The 20,200-nt window shown below is 34.0% G+C and carries 20 protein-coding genes, 1 pseudogene and 2 other annotated features; of the genes and pseudogenes, 14 read left to right on the top strand and 7 right to left on the bottom strand.

Features of this window, described 5'->3' with window-relative positions; translation table 11 throughout:
- Nucleotides 1-143: 143 nt before the first annotated feature.
- From udp to RWO76_RS03205, 3 genes are all read left to right on the top strand, one after another.
- Entirely contained in the window at nucleotides 144-923 is a 780-nt protein-coding gene (gene udp / locus RWO76_RS03215) for a uridine phosphorylase (protein ID WP_314354252.1), read from the top strand.
- 15 nt (nucleotides 924-938) lie between these two features.
- The gene (deoC, locus tag RWO76_RS03210) at nucleotides 939-1,610 is read left to right on the top strand and encodes a deoxyribose-phosphate aldolase (RefSeq protein WP_314354251.1); all 672 of its coding nucleotides are present in this window, start codon (nucleotides 939-941) and stop codon (nucleotides 1,608-1,610) included.
- Nucleotides 1,611-1,756: 146 nt separating this feature from the next.
- Nucleotides 1,757-2,557 (top strand): class I SAM-dependent methyltransferase, encoded by an 801-nt coding sequence (locus RWO76_RS03205; RefSeq protein ID WP_314354250.1) that lies wholly within the window; start codon nucleotides 1,757-1,759, stop codon nucleotides 2,555-2,557.
- Nucleotides 2,558-2,648: 91 nt separating this feature from the next.
- Here the strand turns inward: RWO76_RS03205 and fic are convergent.
- Nucleotides 2,649-3,165: pseudogene (gene fic / locus RWO76_RS03200) on the bottom strand (protein adenylyltransferase Fic).
- Nucleotides 3,166-3,176: 11 nt separating this feature from the next.
- Nucleotides 3,177-4,037, bottom strand: a complete 861-nt coding sequence (gene tehB / locus RWO76_RS03195; RefSeq protein WP_314354249.1) for an SAM-dependent methyltransferase TehB — start codon at nucleotides 4,035-4,037, stop codon at nucleotides 3,177-3,179.
- A 139-nt stretch (nucleotides 4,038-4,176) separates the two neighbouring features.
- Nucleotides 4,177-4,407: a binding site (T-box leader), on the top strand.
- Between the two features lie 53 nt (nucleotides 4,408-4,460).
- Between tehB and RWO76_RS03190 the strand changes: the two genes are divergently transcribed.
- The 6 genes from RWO76_RS03190 (at nucleotide 4,461) to RWO76_RS03165 (ending at nucleotide 11,657) form a co-directional block, all read left to right on the top strand.
- Nucleotides 4,461-5,507, top strand: a complete 1,047-nt coding sequence (locus tag RWO76_RS03190) for an ATP-binding cassette domain-containing protein (RefSeq protein ID WP_314354248.1) — start codon at nucleotides 4,461-4,463, stop codon at nucleotides 5,505-5,507.
- 1 nt (nucleotide 5,508) lies between these two features.
- Nucleotides 5,509-6,186, top strand: a complete 678-nt coding sequence (locus RWO76_RS03185; protein WP_314354247.1) for a methionine ABC transporter permease — start codon at nucleotides 5,509-5,511, stop codon at nucleotides 6,184-6,186.
- A gap of 103 nt (nucleotides 6,187-6,289) precedes the next feature.
- Nucleotides 6,290-7,150: a MetQ/NlpA family ABC transporter substrate-binding protein gene (locus tag RWO76_RS03180; RefSeq protein WP_314354246.1), complete on the top strand. Its 861-nt coding sequence runs from the start codon at nucleotides 6,290-6,292 to the stop codon at nucleotides 7,148-7,150.
- A 90-nt stretch (nucleotides 7,151-7,240) separates the two neighbouring features.
- Nucleotides 7,241-8,410 (top strand): amidohydrolase, encoded by a 1,170-nt coding sequence (locus RWO76_RS03175; RefSeq protein ID WP_314354245.1) that lies wholly within the window; start codon nucleotides 7,241-7,243, stop codon nucleotides 8,408-8,410.
- Between the two features lie 14 nt (nucleotides 8,411-8,424).
- Nucleotides 8,425-8,655: a D-alanine--poly(phosphoribitol) ligase subunit DltC gene (gene dltC, locus RWO76_RS03170; RefSeq protein WP_314354244.1), complete on the top strand. Its 231-nt coding sequence runs from the start codon at nucleotides 8,425-8,427 to the stop codon at nucleotides 8,653-8,655.
- 257 nt (nucleotides 8,656-8,912) lie between these two features.
- Nucleotides 8,913-11,657 (top strand): SIALI-17 repeat-containing surface protein, encoded by a 2,745-nt coding sequence (locus RWO76_RS03165; protein WP_314354242.1) that lies wholly within the window; start codon nucleotides 8,913-8,915, stop codon nucleotides 11,655-11,657.
- Between the two features lie 62 nt (nucleotides 11,658-11,719).
- Here the strand turns inward: RWO76_RS03165 and RWO76_RS03160 are convergent, their stop codons facing one another.
- From RWO76_RS03160 to RWO76_RS03145, 4 genes are all read right to left on the bottom strand, one after another.
- The gene (locus RWO76_RS03160; protein ID WP_314354240.1) at nucleotides 11,720-12,286 is read right to left on the bottom strand and encodes a TlpA disulfide reductase family protein; all 567 of its coding nucleotides are present in this window, start codon (nucleotides 12,284-12,286) and stop codon (nucleotides 11,720-11,722) included.
- Nucleotides 12,287-12,382: 96 nt separating this feature from the next.
- The gene (locus tag RWO76_RS03155; RefSeq protein ID WP_314354237.1) at nucleotides 12,383-12,808 is read right to left on the bottom strand and encodes a pyridoxamine 5'-phosphate oxidase family protein; all 426 of its coding nucleotides are present in this window, start codon (nucleotides 12,806-12,808) and stop codon (nucleotides 12,383-12,385) included.
- 1 nt (nucleotide 12,809) lies between these two features.
- On the bottom strand, nucleotides 12,810-13,292 hold the full coding sequence (locus RWO76_RS03150) for a glutathione peroxidase (protein ID WP_314354235.1): 483 nt from the start codon (nucleotides 13,290-13,292) through the stop codon (nucleotides 12,810-12,812).
- Nucleotides 13,293-13,301: 9 nt separating this feature from the next.
- The gene (locus RWO76_RS03145) at nucleotides 13,302-14,069 is read right to left on the bottom strand and encodes a Cof-type HAD-IIB family hydrolase (RefSeq protein ID WP_314354234.1); all 768 of its coding nucleotides are present in this window, start codon (nucleotides 14,067-14,069) and stop codon (nucleotides 13,302-13,304) included.
- 166 nt (nucleotides 14,070-14,235) lie between these two features.
- Here RWO76_RS03145 and secG point away from each other — a divergent pair, with 166 nt between their 5' ends.
- The 4 genes from secG (at nucleotide 14,236) to smpB (ending at nucleotide 18,086) form a co-directional block, all read left to right on the top strand.
- Nucleotides 14,236-14,469, top strand: coding sequence for a preprotein translocase subunit SecG (gene secG / locus RWO76_RS03140; protein ID WP_006703884.1), 234 nt, complete (start codon nucleotides 14,236-14,238; stop codon nucleotides 14,467-14,469).
- Nucleotides 14,470-14,550: 81 nt separating this feature from the next.
- A complete protein-coding gene (locus RWO76_RS03135) occupies nucleotides 14,551-15,279 on the top strand; it encodes an alpha/beta fold hydrolase (protein ID WP_314354257.1) in 729 nt (242 codons plus the stop codon).
- Between the two features lie 3 nt (nucleotides 15,280-15,282).
- The gene (gene rnr / locus RWO76_RS03130; protein WP_314354231.1) at nucleotides 15,283-17,610 is read left to right on the top strand and encodes a ribonuclease R; all 2,328 of its coding nucleotides are present in this window, start codon (nucleotides 15,283-15,285) and stop codon (nucleotides 17,608-17,610) included.
- Nucleotides 17,611-17,621: 11 nt separating this feature from the next.
- On the top strand, nucleotides 17,622-18,086 hold the full coding sequence (smpB, locus tag RWO76_RS03125; protein WP_314354229.1) for an SsrA-binding protein SmpB: 465 nt from the start codon (nucleotides 17,622-17,624) through the stop codon (nucleotides 18,084-18,086).
- 389 nt (nucleotides 18,087-18,475) lie between these two features.
- Here the strand turns inward: smpB and RWO76_RS03120 are convergent, their stop codons facing one another.
- The gene (locus RWO76_RS03120; RefSeq protein ID WP_314354227.1) at nucleotides 18,476-18,736 is read right to left on the bottom strand and encodes a type II toxin-antitoxin system Phd/YefM family antitoxin; all 261 of its coding nucleotides are present in this window, start codon (nucleotides 18,734-18,736) and stop codon (nucleotides 18,476-18,478) included.
- A gap of 235 nt (nucleotides 18,737-18,971) precedes the next feature.
- Nucleotides 18,972-19,198, top strand: a binding site (T-box leader).
- 128 nt (nucleotides 19,199-19,326) lie between these two features.
- Between RWO76_RS03120 and RWO76_RS03115 the strand changes: the two genes are divergently transcribed.
- Nucleotides 19,327-20,184 (top strand): MetQ/NlpA family ABC transporter substrate-binding protein, encoded by an 858-nt coding sequence (locus RWO76_RS03115; RefSeq protein ID WP_314354225.1) that lies wholly within the window; start codon nucleotides 19,327-19,329, stop codon nucleotides 20,182-20,184.
- Nucleotides 20,185-20,200 lie beyond the last annotated feature (16 nt).

Below are 20,200 nucleotides of genomic sequence, written 5' to 3'. Positions count from 1 at the left end.
ATGCTCTCTTCTTTTTGAATTATTTATTTTAAAAATATGATTAAATGCTGAGTCATTTTTAGCGAACGTTTTCAAAACATATAAAATTATGGTATAATCTTACAGTTAAGGTATTCAAAAGATACCTAAAAGGAGGAAGAGAGATGCAAAATTATTCAGAAGAAGGATTACAATATCATTTAAACATTCGTAAAGGTGATGTAGGAAAATACGTTATTTTACCAGGTGATCCGAAACGTTGTGCTAAAATTGCAGAACATTTTGAAGATGCAAAATTAGTTGCAGATAATCGTGAATATGTAACATATACAGGATACTTAGATGGAGAGAAAGTTAGTGTAACTTCAACAGGGATTGGAGGCCCATCTGCTTCTATTGCTTTAGAAGAATTAGTGAGAAGTGGTGCAGATACATTTGTTCGTGTAGGGACTTGTGGAGGAATTGATATCGATGTAAAAGGTGGCGATATTGTGATTGCTACAGGTGCGATTCGTACGGAAGGAACAACTCGAGAATATGCGCCAATCGAATTCCCAGCAGTTGCAAACTATGATGTAGTAACAGCATTATTACAAGCAGGAAAAACATTAGGTTATACAACTCACGCTGGTATTGTACAATGTAAAGATTCATTTTATGGACAACATGAACCAGAAGTAATGCCAGTAAGTTATGAATTACAACAAAAATGGGAAGCTTGGAAACGTCTAGGAGTAAAAGCTTCAGAAATGGAATCAGCAGCTTTATTTGTAGTAGCTAGTCATTTAGGCGTAAGAGTTGGTTCAACATTCCTAGTAGTAGGAAACCAAGAAAGAAATGCTGCAGGATTAGAAAATCCAATTGTTCATGATACAGAAGCAGCAATTACAGTTGCTGTACAAGCATTACGTAACTTAATTGCACAAGACCGTCAAAACGCATAAGGAAAGGTGAATCAAATGGAATTAAAAGAAATTTTAGCAACCGTCGATCATACCTTATTAACTCAAAACGCTACATGGGAAGAAATTCAACAAATTTTGGATGATGCGATTCATTATGGCACAGCTTCAGCTTGTATTCCTGCTAGCTATGTAAAACAAGCAGCAGAGTATGTAGAAGGGAAATTACCGATTTGTACAGTCATTGGATTCCCTAATGGATATTCAACAACAAGCGTAAAAGTTTTTGAAACAAAAGATGCCATTGAAAATGGAGCAAGTGAAATCGATATGGTCATCAATATTACGGATGTAAAAAATAAACGATTCGACCTAGTAGAAGAAGAAATTCGTCAAATTCATGAAGCTTGCCAAGGTAGAATCTTGAAAGTAATTGTGGAAATTTGTTTATTAACGACAGAAGAATTGATTGAATTATGTAAAGTAGTAACTCGTGCAGGGGCAGAATATATTAAAACATCTACTGGATTTTCAACAGGAGGAGCTACATTTGAAGCTGTAGCATTAATGAAAGAATATGTAGGACCTTCAGTGAAAATCAAAGCTGCAGGTGGAATTTCTAGCCTAGAAGATGCAGAAAAATTCATCTCATTAGGTGCTAGTCGTTTAGGAACAAGCCGTATTGTTAAAATTATTAAAAATCAAGCAGTTGAAGAGAATAGTTATTAGTAGGTTGAATAAAAGAATGTAGGTTAAATCCTGTGAGTAAGAGATTACTTGCAGGATTTTTTTGTGATAAGGGTATTGAAAAGGGAAAAAGAAAATAGTAGAATAAAACTAAAGTTTAGGTATCCCTAAAAATAGGAGTTGATATAATGGGAGAATTGTTTCAAAATAAAGTATCTAAAACCATGCTTTTGACACTACAAGCAAAAGCGTTAGAAGGAAGTCAAAAAAATCGATTATTTATTGATCAAAAAGCTGAAGAAATAATGAAGCAAGTTCCAATAATGGTAAATGTTTCTTTTTTTGATCGAATCGGAGTTTGTTTAAGAACGAAATATTTTGATGATTGTTGCAAAAATTTTATTAAGAATCATGAACATCCAGTCATCATTCAATTGGGCTGTGGTTTAGATGATAGGCAAGGAAGAATTGGAGCAGAAGACATTCCATTTCTCAGTGTAGACTTTTTGGATGTTATTACATTAAGACAAGAGTTTTTTGAAGAAACAGTTACTTCACAGATGATTGCTGACTCGATATTAGATGATAAATGGATTCAAATTGTTAAAGAACAATATCCTAAGGGAGATTACTTATTCATTATTGAAGGTGTGTTGATGTACTTTAATGCAAATGATATAAAGGAATTAGCGACAAAATTAGAAAGAGAATTTCATCAATATGAATGTTATTTTGATACGTTACAACATCAAATGATTGCTGCTAAAAATAAACAAAAAGAATTTAAAGAGAATGGGGTGCGAATGCATTGGGGACTATCTTCTCAAGAAGAGTTATATGATTTGTTTGGTAAAAATGCAGAATTATTGAGTTTAGATTACACAATGTCACAATATCCAAACCGATGGAAAGTAGCACATCGTATCGTTTCATTTATCCCATTTATCCAAAAATCCTCAATTTTAATTCGGATTGGAATTAATAGATAGTATGTTATAAGATATTTATAGTAGTAAAAAACATAAAAGCCACAGCAATTCTGTGGCTTTTATTACTATTAAATAACGTTTTAAAATAATTTTATAACTCATCAGCTTTATAGATTGTATATCCTTCATAATAATAACTATAATCAATCCCTTTCATATAAAGAAGTCGATTATGAATATCATTTGTTAAGTCTTGTTTTAATAGATGTTTAATTTCGACATCTTTAATAGGGCTTCTTTCCATTGCAAGTAAATAATCTTCCTTATCTACCTTACTCCAGTCAATGACTTGTTGTAATTCTTTCTTCAATAGTAAATCTAACCAAATTCTAGCACTTCTACCGTTACCTTTACGAAATGGATGAGCAATATTCATCTCAATATATTTTTTCAATAATTTCATCAAAGGTTGATTGGGGCATTTTTTCAATATTTTTTAAAGCTTCCTCTAAATACATGACAGATGCAAATCGAAAATGTCCTTTTGCGATATTGACTGTTCGTATTTTTCCAGCAAATAATTTTTCAAATAATTCAATCGCTTTTTTCTTACTAATCTTTTCTTCAACCCTGGTAAGTTCTACGGAATCGGTTATTTCTAAAACCATTGCTTCTTTCCTTATCCTTTCTTCGCTAATAATGTCGCAAATCTGAAGCGAAGACGATTACCGTTTTCGTCCGTTTTATGGAGTTCACCAAAGTTTTCATTATATTTCAAAATTTCCCAACCGGCATAATAATCTAATAATTCGCCTTCTTTAAAGGTAAATGGGAAATTCACGGGACAAGGGGCATCTTCAGTAGACATGGCAGCAACAATTAAATTGTATCCACCAGAAGCAGTGTGTGATTGCATATTCTCAATAACATCTGGAATCACTTCTTCGTGTAGAAACATTAGGACAACAGTCGAGATAATCCAATCATATTGACCTCCAGGAATATCAGCGCATTCAATATCATACGGTTCAACTTCAAGTGAAAGACCTTCTTGAGCAGCTACTTCTTGTAATTTTTGTAAGCTTAAAACATTCCAATCAAGTGAAGTAACATTATATCCTAATGAAGCAAGATATAAACTATTACGACCTTCACCACTTCCTAAGTCAAGTACACGTCCTTTTGGAATATGGGGCTGAGCAGCTAGTACTTCGGAGTGAGTTTTTGTATAGCCATATTTTTTGGCAAAATAATCTTCTTTTTTACAGAAAAATTCTAAATAACACTCAATATCTTCACTTGTTCCTGCGATTCGATGCCATTGTTGTGGTTCAACTAGTGGAATAGGAGTTGTAGCGTTTAGCAGTACAGTATCACTAACACTACCATCTTCGTTCAAAAATTCAAACGTGATTTCTCCTTTTAAAATATGAAGTTGTGCCCACGTACCTACCTTTGTATTATGCATTTTTTTAAAGGGTTCAGGCAAAGTATCAACTGTCCATAGGGGCATTTTTTTATAAGAAATTAAATCATTCATGAATATCACCTCGTACTATTATTGTAGAAAAAAGGAGTAATATATGCAAGAAAAAGCATATAGGTAAAACTTATAACAAGTGATAGTAATCTAGAAATTGACTGTAACAAACTTTGTTGGTATCCTAGTTTCATAGTCATAACGCACTGTGACAAGGAGAGTAAAAGTGAATCTATTTTAGAGAGTCTCGGTTGGGTGAAAAGAGATAGTAGTTGAAACTTTGAAGATGGCCTTAGAGTGCTAATCGTTGAATCATTAAACGATTACGGGAAAGCCCGATATAGCTTTTCAGTTAAAGATAACTGATTGAGGTAGAATTTGTGAGAATTCTGTGAATTAAGGTGGTAACACGAGAGAACTCGTCCTTTGGTTGGTGAGTAAGACCAAAGAGCGGGCTTTTTATTTGCTTGAAAGGAGAAACGAATGATTGAATTAAAAAATATTGATGTAACATTTCAGCAATCTGGTAAAACTGTTGAAGCTGTGAAGCAAGTAAATATTACCATTGAAGATGGTGATATTTATGGAATTATCGGTTATAGTGGTGCTGGAAAAAGTACATTAGTACGTACCATCAATTTATTACAACGTCCAACAAATGGAACAGTAACTGTTTCAGGAGTGGAGTTAACGAGTTTAAAAGAAGCTCAATTAAGAGATGCTCGTAAAAAAATCGGGATGATTTTCCAACATTTCAACTTGATGAATACGTTATCTGTATTTGATAATGTTGCTTTTCCATTAAAACGCTCAGGATTATCAAAAGAGGAAATTAAGGGAAAAGTTGAGTCACTTCTTCACTTAGTTGGATTGGAAGACAAAATTACAAGTTACCCAAGACAATTATCTGGGGGACAAAAACAAAGGGTTGCGATTGCTAGAGCATTAGCAAATGATCCAGACGTTCTATTATGTGATGAAGCAACAAGTGCATTGGACCCTAAAACAACCGAATCTATTTTAGAACTTTTGAAAAAAGTAAACGAACAGTTAGGCATTACAATCGTGATTATCACTCACGAAATGCAAGTTGTAAAAGAGATTTGTAATAAAGTTGCCGTAATGGAACAAGGATTAATTATTGAACAAGGATCAGTATTAGAAATCTTTACGAATCCACAAAAACCATTAACAAAAGATTTCATTGATACAGCAACACATATTAATAAAGGAATTGAAACAGTTCTACAACATGAACATTTACTAAATTTAAATCCTGGAGATGTTCTTGCGAAAATTTCATTTGTAGGTGCTTCAACAGGAGAACCACTGATTACGAAATTATCGACTCAATTCCAAGTAGCAGCGAATATTTTATTTGCCAATGTGGAAGTCATTCAAGAGACTGCTGTTGGAACTTTACTAGTTGGTTTATCTGGTGAAGCTGAAAAAATTCAACAAGCAATCGAATATATTCACCAATCAGGTGTTCAAACAGAAATTCTAGATGAACCAAAGGAGGTTGAATAAGATGAACTTACACCAATTATTTCCAAATATTGATGCTCGTGTAACTCAAGAAATTATTAAAAGTACAATTGATACACTATTAATGGTAGGAATTACAGGGTTAATTGCTGGAGTATTAGGAATTGCTTTAGGAGTTGTTTTAGTAGTCACTCGTGAAGGCAATATTTTAGAAAATAAAATTTTATATGCTACTTTAGATAAAGTGGTGAACTTATTCCGTTCGATTCCATTTATCATTTTAGCGATGTTATTAATCCCATTAACAAGATTAATTGTTGGAACTACAATTGGAATTCCTGGTGCGATTGTTCCACTAGTGATTGCGACTGTTCCATTCTTCTCACGACAAGTACAATTAGCTTTGTTAGAAGTCGATAAAGGTGTTATTGAAGCTTCAATCGCCATGGGATGTACACCTTTGGAAATTATATTCCGTGTGTACTTAAAAGAAGGATTGCCAAGTTTAATTCGTGCTTCTTCTCTAACAACAATCAGCTTAATTGGTTTAACAACAATGGCTGGGGCATTTGGAGCTGGTGGTATCGGAAACTTAGCAATTTCAAGAGGATACAATCGATTCCAAGGGGATGTAATCGTAGTTGCAACTATTATTATGTTGATAATAGTATTTATCAGCCAAGCAGTTGGTGACTTCCTAGAAAAAAGAGCTACGAAATAACAAGATACGAGGCCGAACGCTCTGAAATGAATCACTGGAGCGACGAATTCACAATAAAAAGAATATTTAAACATATAAACACAAAGAAAAGAGGAATTTATAGATGAACATTAAAAAATTATTTGTAACAGCATTAGCAGGATTAACATTAGCAGCATGTGGACAAGCTTCTCAAACATCTTCAAACTCAAACCAAGCAGCAGATGCTAAAAAAGAAGCCAAAACAGTTAAATTAGGGGTTAACGCAGGAAATCAAGATGTATGGAATGACGTTATTAAACGCTTAAAAGAAAAAGAAAACATCAATGTTGAATTAGTAGAATTTACAGACTATGTTCAACCAAACCAAGCATTAGAAAATGGAGATGTTGACTTAAACTCATTCCAAACAATTATTTACTTAGAGCGTTTCAATAAAGAACAAAACACTCATATTAAACCAATTGGATATACTGTAATTGCTCCAATGGGTGTGTACTCTAAAAAAATTAAAAACGTTAGTGAGTTAAAAGATGGAGATACTATCGCAATTCCAGAAGATACTTCTAACAACTCTCGTGCATTACGCTTACTGCACGCAGCTGGCGTAATCAAATTAAAAGATCCAAGCAACACATTAGCGACTAAAGATGATATCGTAGAAAATCCTAAGAAAATTGACATTAAAGAATTACCAGCTGGACAAACAGCTCGTGCTTTAGATGATGTAGCAGCTTCATTAATCAACAATGGTTTCGCAGTTGAAGCAGGATTCCAACCAACAAAAGATTCAATCTTTATCGAAGAAATTACAGATTCTTCAAAACCATACTACAATGTAATTGCTGCTAAAGAAGGTAACGAAAACAATGAAGTTTACAAAACAATCGTTAAATACTACCAATCACCAGAAACAGCTAAGAAAATTGAAGAAGTTACAAAAGGTGCATCTGTACCAGTTTGGGAAAAAGCTTCTTTAAAATAATTTCTAAGAATCAATCATTTTAATCATCATTCATCTCAAAAGAGGCATGCTAGTCATGCCTCTTTATTACAATAGAAAGAAGGAAATTTAATGAGTCAATTAAAAGATAAAGTACAAGCTTTAACAGAAGAGTTAGTAACATTAAGAAGACACTTTCATGAAAACCCAGAATCAAGCTTGAAAGAGTATAAAACAGCAGAAAAAATTCAAGAAGAATTAACGAAATTAAATATTCCATTTGAAAAAATTGCAGATACTGGAACATTAGCCATTATTAAAGGAGAAAAAGGGGAAGGAAAAACGATTCTTCTTCGTGCAGATATTGATGCCTTAGAATTACCAGACTGCACGAATAAGTCCTATTCTTCAAAAAAAGAAGGATTAAATCATGCATGTGGTCATGATGCTCACACTGCAATGGGACTAGGAACTGCTAAAGTACTAAATCAATTAAAAGATACCTTTGCTGGAACAGTGTATATTGCTTTCCAACCAGCTGAAGAAATCGGAGCAGGTGCTAAACAATTTGTAGCTTCAGGAAAAATAGATACGATTGATGAAAGTTTTGCCATTCATGTAAATTCAGGATTACCAGTAGGAACATTTGCGGTACAAGGTGGCCCTGTAAATGCTTCTTGCGATATTTTCAAAATTAAAGTAACAGGTAAAAGTGCTCACGTTGGGCGTCCTCACCTAGGACATGATGCATTAGTGACAGCAAGTGAAATAGTAGTAGCGCTACAAACAATTGTCAGTCGTGAAGTTGATCCAGGAGATAGAGCGGTAGTAGGAGTTGGAAAACTACAAGCAGGAACACGTTATAATATCGTAGCAAATGATGCTTTATTAGAAGGTACGATTCGAGCATTTAGTTATGAAACAAGAGCACACTTGAAAGAAGCAGTGACACGTATTGCCCAAGGAATTGCAGAAACTCACCGTTGTAAGGCAGAGTTAGAGTGGTATGATGCAGCTGCCCCAGTTATTAATACACCTGAATTAGCAGAGAAATTCCAACAAGTAGCGAAATCGATGAATACTATTGATCATATTATTACAAAATATGAATTAGCAATGGGAGCAGATGATTTTGCAGATTACTTAGTAAATAAACCAGGAGTTTATGGATTATTAGGAAGTCAATCAGGAGAAGAAACAGCGTATGGACATCATCATGAGAAGTTTGATATTGATGAGGCAGTCTTACCAATTGGAGTAGAATTAGAAGTAAGTTATATTTTAAATAGATTAGCAAATTAGAAAGGAGAAGAAAAATGGAAGAAAGAATTTTAAAAATATTAGAAGAAATCTGCGAAGATGAAATTGTGTACGAAGATAAAGATATTAATTTAAAAGAAGAAGGACTTATGGATTCGTTAGCTTTTGTAGAATTACTTGTTCGACTAGAAGAGTTTGGAATTGAAGTAGCACCGACTGAAGTAACTTATGAGGAGATAGATACTCCAAATAAAATTATTGATTATGTGAACAATAAAACGAAATGATTTCAAAATTATAATTTAGAAGATATAATTTTAGAATATTAAATTTATATTTAAAAATCAACGAGCAAGAGGGAAATTATCCCAACAAAATGGTAGAATTTATCTTAAAAACATAGGAATTATATAGAATGTTATGAAAGTGTAATGAAAGTGTTGTGAAAGTTTTTTCATTAATGAATTGTATTGAAAAGGCTTCATATTAGTGATAAAATGTAAAGGTGATTAACTATTTTTAATTATTTTGGAGGTATTATTTTATGAAACATAGATTTCTAATTACGGGATTAGCTACAGCTACTATTTTATCTGCTGTTGCATTAAATCAAGTATCGCCTAGCGTGTATGCTGCGGAAGCTACAACTCAGCCAGCAGGAAGTACAGCAGAAAAACCTGCTACTACAACTGCTGAAAAGACAGAAGTTGAAAAAGCAAAAGAAGCTGAAAAGGCTGCAAATGCTAAAGTCGACGAAGCTCAAGCAAAAGTAGATACAAAGACTGCAGCAGCTAAAGAAGCTGATACAAAACTTGAAGCAGAGAAAAAAGAAGCAGCTGATGCTGATGCTGCAAAAACAAAAGCAACAGAAGCTAAGAAAACTGCTGATGATGAATTAGCTGCAGCAAAAACAAAAGCAGCAGAAGCAGATGCTAAAGCAAAAGAAGAAGCTAAGAAAGAAGAAGATGCTAAAAAAGAAGAAGCAGATTCTAAAGATGCTTTATCAAAAGCTTTAGATCAATTAGAAAAAGATATCGATGCTGATGCTAAGATTACAAATAAAGAAGAAGCTAAAAAAGCATTAGGTAAAGAAGATATTTTAGCAGCTGTAGAATCTGGTGATTTAAAAGCTGGAGATATTCTTAAAGAATTAGCAGATGATAATGAAAAAGCTGAAGCTAATAAAGATATTGAGAAAAAATTAAGAGATAAAGACCAAGCAGGTCCTTTAGCTGATGTTGGAGCTTCTAAAGCTGAATCTAAATCAAAAGATGAATTACCAGCAGATATTAAAGCTGGAATTGACAAAGCTGAAAAAGCAGATGCTGCTCGTCCAGCATCAGAAAAACTTCAAGATAAAGCTGATGATTTAGCTGAAAACCTTGATACGCTTGAAAAAGAAGCTGAAGCATTAAAAGCTGAAGAAGATAAAAAAGCTGAAACTCTAAAAAAACAAGAAGATACATTAAAAGAAGCTAATGAAGCTCTTAAATCTGCTAAAGATAATAACTTATCAGATGAAATCGTTTCTTCATTAGATAAAGCTGTAAAAGCTATTGAAAAAGAACGCGATGCGGCACAAAATGCATTTGATGAAGCAGCTTCAAATACTAAAGTTGTTGCCGATGAATTAAACAAACTTACTGATGAGTACAACAAAACTCTAGAAGAAGTGAAAGCTGCAAAAGAAAAAGAAGCTAAAGAACCTGCCAAACCAGCAGAAGAAACTCCAGCTCAACCAGCTGAAAAAACAGAAGCTGAAAAAGCAGCCGAAGCTAAAGCAGAAGCAGATGCCAAGGTTACTGAATTAGAGAAAAAAGTTGCTGAAGAAGCTAAAAAGGTTGAAGAAGCTACTAATAAAGCTACAAAAGAAGCTGAAGATGTAAAAGCTGCAGAAAAAGCAAAAGAAGAAGCTGATAAAGCTAAAACTGATGCTGAAGCAGAATTAGCTAAAGCAAAAGAAGAAGCTGCAACAGCTAAAGCAAAAGTTGAAGAAGAAGTTAAAAAAGAAGAAGATGCTAAAAAAGAAGAAGCAGATAACAAAGAAGCTTTAAAAGCTGCTTTAGAACAACTTGAAAAAGAAGCAGAAGATAGAATTAATAAAGATGACCGTATTAAGTCAGAAGATAAAGCTAAAGCTATCGAAGAAGCTAAAGCTGCAATTGGTAAAGATGCCTTATTAAAAGCTATTGAAGATGGTGTCATTACAGCTACGCAAGCTGCTAAAGAATTAGAAGATGATTACAATAAAGCTGAAGCTAACAAAAATCAAGACCCTCAAGCAGATGAAATCGGTGCTGCAAAACAAGAAGGCAAAGCTCTATCTGAACTTCCTTCTGCAGATAAAGAAAAATTAGATGCTGCTTACAATAAAGAAGCTTCTAAACCAATCGTTAAAAAACTTACAGACATTGCCGATGATTTAGCTGAAAAAATTGAAAAATTAACGAGCATTGCTGATAAAGACAAAGCAGATGCTACTGAAAAAGCTAAAGTAGCAGAAGAAAAAACAGCAGAATTAAACAAACAAAATGAAACTTTAGAAAAAGCTAAAGCAGCACTTGAAACTGCTAAGAAAAATAATGCAAACCAAACTGTATTAGATGGATTACAAGCTGCAGTTACTAAATTAGAAGCTTCTGTTGCTTCTGCAAAAGCCGATGCTGATGAAGCTAAAGCTAAATTTGATGAAGTTAACGAAGTAGTAAAAGCCTATAAAGAGGAAATTGATCAATTAACAGATGATTATAATGCAGTTTTAGGTTATATTGAAAACTTAAAAGAAGTTCCTAAAGGTGAAGAACATTCTGACTTTAGCGGTGGCGCAAATGCTGATGAGGCTACTACTGCTGAAGAAAAACCTGAGTTCAACGGTAGTGTAAATGCTGCTGAAGCTGCTACTGCTGAAGAAAAACCTGAATTCAAAGGTGGAGTAAACGCAGTTGAAGCTGCAGTTAATGACGTTCCTGAATTTAAAGGTGGAGTAAATGCTGTTGAAGATTTAGTTGAGCCAGAAAAACCAAAATTTGATTTAGCAAAATTATTAAATCCTCGCACACAAGCGCCAAGACAAGAAGCTCCAAAACCAGAGGCTCCAAAACCAGAAGCGCCAAGACAAGAAGCTCCAAAACCAGAAGCTCCAAAACCACAAGCTCCAAAACAAGAAGCTTCAAGACCAGAATTACCAAATACAGGTACAGCAGAGTTTTCAGTATTCACTCCAGCTGTATTATCAATCTTAGCAGGACTAGGATTAGTATCACCAAAAGGTAAAAAAGAAGACAAATAAAAATTGAATTCTTTAAATAGGAAAAAGGATGATGAGCAGTGCCCATCATCCTTTTTGTGTTTCTATAAACCTTTTATCACTTCGTCAATCGTTGCTTTATCCTTTACTTCATCAATAACATTTTTGATTTTTCCTTCTTGATCGACAAAAATCATTGTTGGAATTGAATGGATTTCTAAAGCTTTTTGGAAGCTTTTTTCTTTATCTGAGTAATAGTTGAATTCTAGTCCTTTTTCTTTTAAGAAGGCTTGTGCTTTTTCAGGTGTTTCTCCTTTAACGAGTAAGTTGACTAAAACAAATTCAATAGAGTCTTGATAGTCTTTTCTTAATTCATTTAAAATAGGAAGTTCTTGTTGACAATCTGGACACCAGCTTGCCCAAGCAACATAGACTGTTTTCTTTCCTTTGAAATCAGCAGGAGTTTTTTGTTGTGTGTCTGCAGTTTCAAAAGTGAAGTTTGGCAAAGCTTCTCCAATTAAATCAGTGGTAGATTTTTCTTTTGCAGCAGTTGTTGTAGCTGAGGTCGTAGTGGTGTTATTTGTAGTGGATGTTGATTGACATCCGGCAGTTAGTAAAAATAGACTTCCAAATAAAATGGAATGAGTTAGGAATTTTTTATAGTTTTTCATAAAATATCTCTCCTTTAAAACGATACGTTCATTGTATCACATTATAAATTAGAAAAAAAGAAACCCTCGTAGGAGGATTCCTTGTACTGTTAGGGATTATCCTTGAATGCTGAAAGTATATTTATGACCTTGAGTTAAGCTATGATAGAAGCCTTTTCCTTCATATAGTTGGAATACTTGTACGCCAGCACGTTGTTGATCGTCAGGATACACATTTTTAACAAATGGATTGCCTGCTAAGATTTCCTCTAATCCTTCTTTGCCTAGTTCACGAACTTTTCCTTCGATGCGAATCACTTGAATTAAGTAATCATCGTGTGAAAATGCTGCAATTGCCACATTTGGATTTTCTTGTAATTGTTTGTAGAAATGAGTTTCTGGACTTGTCATAAAGAAGACCCCATGTTCATTAGCAACACCGATGTGAATTGGACGAGAATGAGGTTTTCCATCTTTGTCAACTGTAGCAAAAATGGCTACTTCTAATTCCTCTAAAATACTTAAAATTTCTTCTGTATTCATATTAACACTCCTTATTTAGTAATTGTTTTATTTGATTCTCAATCGATAATGGAGAAGTGGTTGGGGCAAATCTAGCAACGACTTTTCCGGATGCATCTACAAGGAATTTCGTAAAATTCCATTTAATTGAACTTCCTAATAATCCTTTTGTTTCTTCTTTTAATAGCTTGAATAATGGATGTGTTTCTGGCCCATTAACGAGTACTTTTCCAAACATTGGGAAAGTGACTTGATAATTGACTTGACAACTCGAAGCAGCTTCTTCAGCACTTAATGGTTCTTGGTTACCAAATTGATTACATGGGAAACCTAGAACACTAAATCCTTGTTCGTGGTATGTTTCATATAAGTTTTGTAATTGGGCAAATTGTGGAGCTAATCCACATCCACTAGCGGTATTGACAATGAGTAATATTTGCCCTTTATAGGCTTCTAATGTACTTGTTCCATTTAATGTAGGAACTTCTATTTCATAAAGTGACATGACTTCCTCCTATATTAAATGATAATGTTTTAACCCTTGAATAACGCCACCTTTATCGTTTTCTGTACTAACATAGTCCGCGTTTTCTTTTATCAATGGAATGGCATTTCCCATGGCAATTGAGAAATCAACTTCCTGGAACATTTCTAAATCATTAGCACCATCTCCAAAAGCGTAAGTAGTGATAGAATCGTTATTTAAGGTACGTATTAGTGCTTGAATGCCTGTTGCCTTAGAATTTCCAACAGTAATGACATCTAATGCATAAGGAAAATTTCGAATAAATCTTAATTCTGGGAATGCTAGCTGATAAGCTTCGTCATCCTTGTCTCTTGAAAGCAAGAGCATCATATTCACTACTTGTTCTTTATAAAATGCTGGAACAATATCTGGGGTTGGTGTATGAATATATTCATAGGCTTCTTGTGCAAATGGGACGGTTTCAATGATTTTAAAGGCATCAACATTATAACACGTGATTCCATGTCCATTTTCTTTTGCAAATTTTAAGAGTTTTTCAATCGTCTCTTTTGGAATGTCGTAATGAATCAATAATTCACCTTTAAAAATCACAACTTGTCCATTCATAAAAACTCCAGAATGAATATTCGTAGAGCGAATGACTTCCGAAACTTCGATAGGAGATCTTCCTGTTGCTAGAAGTGGTTCATACCCATTTTCTTTTAATTGTTGAATCGCTTCTATGACTTCAAGGTCGACTTGGCCTTTTTTGTTTAAGAGTGTTCCATCCAAGTCAAAAAATACTAAACCTTTCATAAAAACCTCCTTTTTATATTACGTTCATTATATCACGAAAGTGGAAAGAATAGGGGATGAATGCTTAAAAAATTGTGTTCATATAAAGAATTTAAGGGCAATTGGTAGTAATTACACTATATTTATGGTAGAATTGGAAAGAATATTAATAGAGGAGGAAGATCCTTTGTATCAAACAATCTTAACATTGATGATTATTATTAGTGTGTTACTAATTATTATTGTAGCTATGCAACCATCGAAAACAAATGCAGCAAATTCATTATCTGGCGGTGCTGAGCAATTATTTGGGAAAACAAAAGCACGTGGATTTGAAGCATTCTTAATTCGAGTAACTGTTGGATTAGGAGCGATCTTTATGATTTTAGCAGTAGCCTTAGCGTACATTTCATCAAAATAAAAATGATTAAGCACAATGTTGAAGGAGTATCTCTAAGACATTGTGTTTTTCTATTATGGTAAATATTCATTTAAGGTAGGAGTGAACAACTTGGAAGCAATTTGGTTAGAAGAAACAACAAATAAAAGAGCAGTTATATTATTTCATGCATATACTGGGAAACCAACAGATTTAAGAATGTTAGCTTCATTTTTGCATCGTCACGACTATGCAGTCTATGTTCCGGCTTTTAGTGGGCATGAACATTCAAATGCATGTGAAATTTTAAAAGAAACACCAGAAAAATGGTATGAAGATGCAAAACAAGCGGTACAATTTGTTCGAAGTCAAGGGTATCCAACGATTGCTGCACTAGGATTATCTATGGGAGGTATTATGGCAGCAGCACTAGCAACCGATCAATTAGTAGAAATTGCGGGGACATTTTGTTCTCCCGTTTCACAAAGAAATGCGCAATTACCTGATTTGTTGAAAAGTTTTATGGCTTTTGCTACTAATTCCGGGATGTGTGAAGATGAAATGTTCACATTAGGAAAAAAAGCAAAGCAACAATTATTAGATTTACATGAGTTTTCAGCTAAAGTTGCTGAAAAGTTAGAACAAGTGACAGGTCCTTTTTATATTGCGCAAGGGGAATTAGATCGATTAGTTGATCCAGAAGTATCTATTGAGATGAAAGAAGCATTAGTGAACGCAGCTGTTAATTTTCATTGGTTTGAAAAATCAGGGCATGTCATTACAGTTGGAAAAGAAAAAGCAGAATTTCAAGAATCAGTATTAGAATTTTTAAATCAACAAGAATGGAGGTAAGAAATGAGAGAATCATTGAGAACAGTTTTGGTGTCCTTTTTTGAGGAATATGCACCAGAAAGTTTTTATGTAAAAGAAATTAGTGAACATTTTGGGATGAATCAATCTCAAGATTTTAAAATATTAGTGAAAGAATTAGCCGCTTTAGAAGAAGAAGGCATTTTAGAATTAAATCGTAACGGAAAGTTTGGTTTGAATCCTTTGAATCAAACAGTAAAAGGAACATATCGTGCTAATGACAAAGGATTTGGGTTTGTCACAGTAGTCGAAGGTGAACCAGATATTTTCATTCCTCGTGGAGATACAATGAGTGCGATGGATGGGGATGAAGTAGAACTAGTCATTACGGAATCAGCCGATAGTTATCGTCAACGATCTGCAACAGGGAAGATTGTCCAAATTATTCAACGGAATACGACTCAAGTGGTAGGAATTTATACTCGCTTTAGTTCAGAAACTGCAGAAGATACAGGGTATTGTGGTGAAGTAGTCGTTAAAGACAAAAAATTAGCAGGTACTCGTTGCTTAATCCGCCCAAATGGATTGCATCCAGTAGATGGAACAGTCGTTATTGTAGAATTAACAAAATATACGAATGAAAAAAATCGTTCTTCATTAGAAGGAATTGTTGTCAAAGAAATCGGGTATAAAGATGCTGTCGGAATGGATATTTTAATGATTTTACAACAATTACATATTCCAACAGAATTTCCACAAGAAGTGATAGAACAGGCTAATCTTGTTGCTGAAGTCATCACAGATGAAGATCGACAAGGACGTAAAGATTTACGTGAACAATTAACTGTTACAATTGATGGAGCAGATGCCAAAGATTTGGATGATGCTGTTGCATTAATCAAACGTGAAGATGGGACCTTTGAACTAACCGTTTCGATTGCAGATGTATCGTATTATGTGACTGAAAATTCAGCAATCGATAGAGAAGCATTTGAACGTGGAACAAGTGTGTATTTAACAGACCGTGTCGTTCCAATGTTACCACAACGATTATCAAATGGAATTTGTTCATTACATCCACATGAAGAGCGGCTAACGATGTCTTGTCGCATGGAAATTGACCGAAGTGGAACGATTTATCAATATGAAATTTTTCCAAGTGTGATTCGTTCGGATATGCGATTAACGTATAGTTTAGTGAATGAATTGTATGAGAAAAAAGAAGTTGAAATTCCAGATGAAATTCAGAAAATGTTGCTGGATATGAGAGAATTACATCATATATTAGAAAGACGAAGAAAAGAACGTGGAGCAATTGACTTTGAAACACATGAAGCAAAAATTATTGTGGATGAACAAGGCGCACCGATTGATATTCAAATTCGTGAACGTGGAGTTGCAGAAAGATTAATTGAATCGTTTATGTTAGCAGCCAATGAAACAGTTGCGATGCATTATCAACGAAAAAATGTTCCGTTTATTTACCGTGTCCATGAACAACCACAACAAGAAAAAATGCAACGTTTCTTAGAATTTGTCACAGCATTTGGCATTAATATTAAAGGAACGAGCGACACAATTAGTCCGAAAAAACTGCAAAAAGCCTTAGATGAAGTTAAAGGGGAAACGTATGAAGCAGTTGTATCGACTATGATGCTACGTTCTATGAAGCAAGCCAAATATGATATTACACCTTCTGGGCATTATGGATTAGCAGCAGAAGATTATACACACTTTACTTCACCGATTCGTCGTTATCCAGACTTAATTGTTCACCGTATGATTCGTCAATACGAAGGAAGTGGAAGTTTCTTATCGAAGCAACAAGAAGAATTAAATGCTTCTAAATTAGAAAGAATTGCGGATCAATCGAGTAAAATGGAACGTTTAGCAGTTCAAGCAGAACGTGAAGTAGATGCGATGAAGAAAGCTGAATTTATGGCTGATAAGATTGGAGAAGCGTTTGAAGGAATTGTTAGTTCCGTTACTAAGTTCGGAATGTTTGTTGAATTGCCAAATACTGTAGAAGGTTTAGTGCATATTACGCATATGAATCAAGATTACTTTAACTTTATTGAAAGTCATATGGTCTTAATTGGCGAAAGAACAGGAGTAACTTATCGAATCGGAGATCGTGTTAAAGTAAAATTAATTAAAGTCGATGTAGAAGCTCATGAAATTGATTTTATTTTAGCGGCGGATAATGCAGATTTGATTACTCAAAACAAACGTTCAACTAAAGGGAAAGAAGTGCCTAAGAACGCTGCGAAAAAAGAAAGCAGAAGTAAAAAATCGAAGAAGTCTTCTAAAAATAAAGGGAGACAACATTTTAAAGCGCAAGCAAAGCAAAAGCGTAGAAAAAAACATTCGTAAGGAGAATTCGGATGCCAAAAGGAACAGATAATAAAGTTTTAGCGCAAAATCGTAAGGTGAATCATGATTATACGATTTTAGATACGATTGAAGTAGGTTTAGTATTAACGGGAACGGAGATTAAATCGGTTCGTCAAGCTAGAATGAATTTGAAAGATGGTTATTGTAGTTTTAAAAATGGGGAAGCCTTTTTAGTAGGGGTTCACATTAGTCCGTTTGAGCAGGGGAATATTTTCAATCATGATCCGCTTCGTACGAGAAAGTTGTTATTGCATAAGAAGCAAATTCAAATGCTAGAGCAAGAGGTAAGACAGGCGGGAAATACGGTTGTACCATTGAAGGTTTATATTAAAAATGGGGTTGCCAAGCTTTTGATTGGGATTGCTAAAGGTAAGAAAAACTATGATAAGCGCGAAGCGTTAAAACAAAAAGATATCAAACGAGATGTACAGAGAGAGTTGAAAAACTATCGTTAGACTACGAAAGACTTCCTGAATATAGTAGCATAGGACGCCAGCAGACCTGCGGTCTCATGGCTAAAAATCAAGCCTAGGGTCTTGATTTTTCCTTGTGAAAGTAGCCGAGTTTCGGCTGCTTTCACGCATGCTACTATGAGGAAGTCTTTCTCCGTTTTACGTAAGTGGATGAGTGTACGTTTATTCTATAATAGGTATATTTTCTTTTTTTAAAAGAACGATAGGGAGCAAATGATAAAGGTGATTTTAATCTAGTTATTATGGCTCTTTCAATATCATTTACTAACCGTTTAGCTGCATTTGGATTTTTCAGAGTATAGGAAATATAATCTACTATTTGATTTAAATCTTCTTCAAATGTGGATAGATAAGTTAAATGAAAAGATTCCTTATTCATGAATTCTTCCTCTTACTCTGTTGAACACTTCGTCATGTGAATAGCGTGTATCATTTTCTTCCGCAATTTTATCGGCATAATCTAATTCTCTTTCGATTGAATCTGTAAGTAATGAGTAGTGTTCTATACTCATTAGCACCATTGCACCATGACCATTTTTTGTTAAAAATACTGGGGAGTTTGATTGATTTACGGTTTCTTCAATTTCTGGAAATTTATTTCGTAAATCTGAAACTGGACGGATATTTATCATTAAAAAACCTTCTTTTCTATCTTTATTTTATCCTAATTTTATCACAACAACTTTAAAAAACAATACATATATGAATTTCTAATAATTCTTTCTTTAATATTTGATACAATTGCTTATTACTTCTTACCATGCAGAAAAACTATGGAATGTAATAGTTAAAAACTATAATAAATATTTATTTAAAGTTATTGACAATAACTTGCGTATATATTATATTATCTACAACAGATAAATAACTGATGCAATGAACAGATAAGTAAATAAAAGCGAACGTAAAAAGAGAGTCCGGTTGGTGAAAAAGGATGCAGGAACTTTATTGAAAATGGTCTGGGAGCAACAGAAGTGATAAAGCTTCTGCGAATGGTGCCCGATACCGTACTAGAGTATAATCATGTACTTATAGAGTAACAAGCTGTGAAGTTTGTTAAAAATAGAGTGGTAACGCGATCCTTCGCCTCTAGTCAAAAACTAAGGTGGAGTTTTTTTATGGCTTAAATACTTGTAACATCAATTATCTGATTCGACGATTGACGGAATGCGCGCCCGTTAATCATCATTTATCAATTTAAAAAGAAAAGGGGAATTTATTTATGAACATTTCAAAATTAATTAAAACAGCAGCATTAGGATTAGTAGCTACAACATTAGTAGCATGTGGAAACGGAGCATCTCAATCAAAAGATTCAGCAACAACAGCAGCTCCAAAAGTAGAAGATAAAAAGATTACAGTAGTAGCTTCACCAGCACCACACGGTGAAATTTTAGAAGCAGCTAAATCAATTCTTAAAAAAGATGGATATGATTTACAAATCAATATCGTAAACGACTACGTAACACCTAACCAAATCGTATTCGGAGGAGATGCAGATGCGAACTACTTCCAACATACACCATACTTAGAAAAATTCAATAAAGAACATAATGAAGACTTAGTAAGCGTTGGGAATGTACACATCGAACCAATGGCTATCTACTCTAAAAAATATAAATCTTTAGCAGATTTACCAGAAAACGCAACAGTATATGCTTCAACAAACCCAGCTGAAGTTGGACGTTTCTTAGCATTCTTCACTAAGGCAGGTTTAATTAAATTAAAAGATGGTGTTAAACCAGTTGACGCTCAATTAAGCGATATCGTTGAAAACAAAAAGAACATTCAAATCAAAAATGAAATCGCTCCTGAATTATTAGTATCAACATATGAAGCTAACGAAGGGGATGCAGTAATCATCAACTCAAACTTCGCTATCGATGCAAAATTATCTCCTAAAAAAGATTCAATTGCTTTAGAAGATGAAAGCTCACCATATGCAAACTTAGTAGCAGTTAAACCAAAAGATAAAGATTCAGACAAAGTTAAAGCTTTAATCAAAGCATTACAAAGTGATGAAATCCGTAAATTTATTTCTGATAAATATGCAGATGGATCTGTAATTCCTGCAAAATAATGATAAAATACAAGGT

It is taken from the genome of uncultured Granulicatella sp. (genome assembly GCF_963521425.1).
In the GTDB taxonomy this organism is placed as follows: domain Bacteria; phylum Bacillota; class Bacilli; order Lactobacillales; family Aerococcaceae; genus Granulicatella.
Note: the sequence above shows the minus strand (reverse complement) of the source record. Positions and strands in the feature narration are given on the sequence as shown.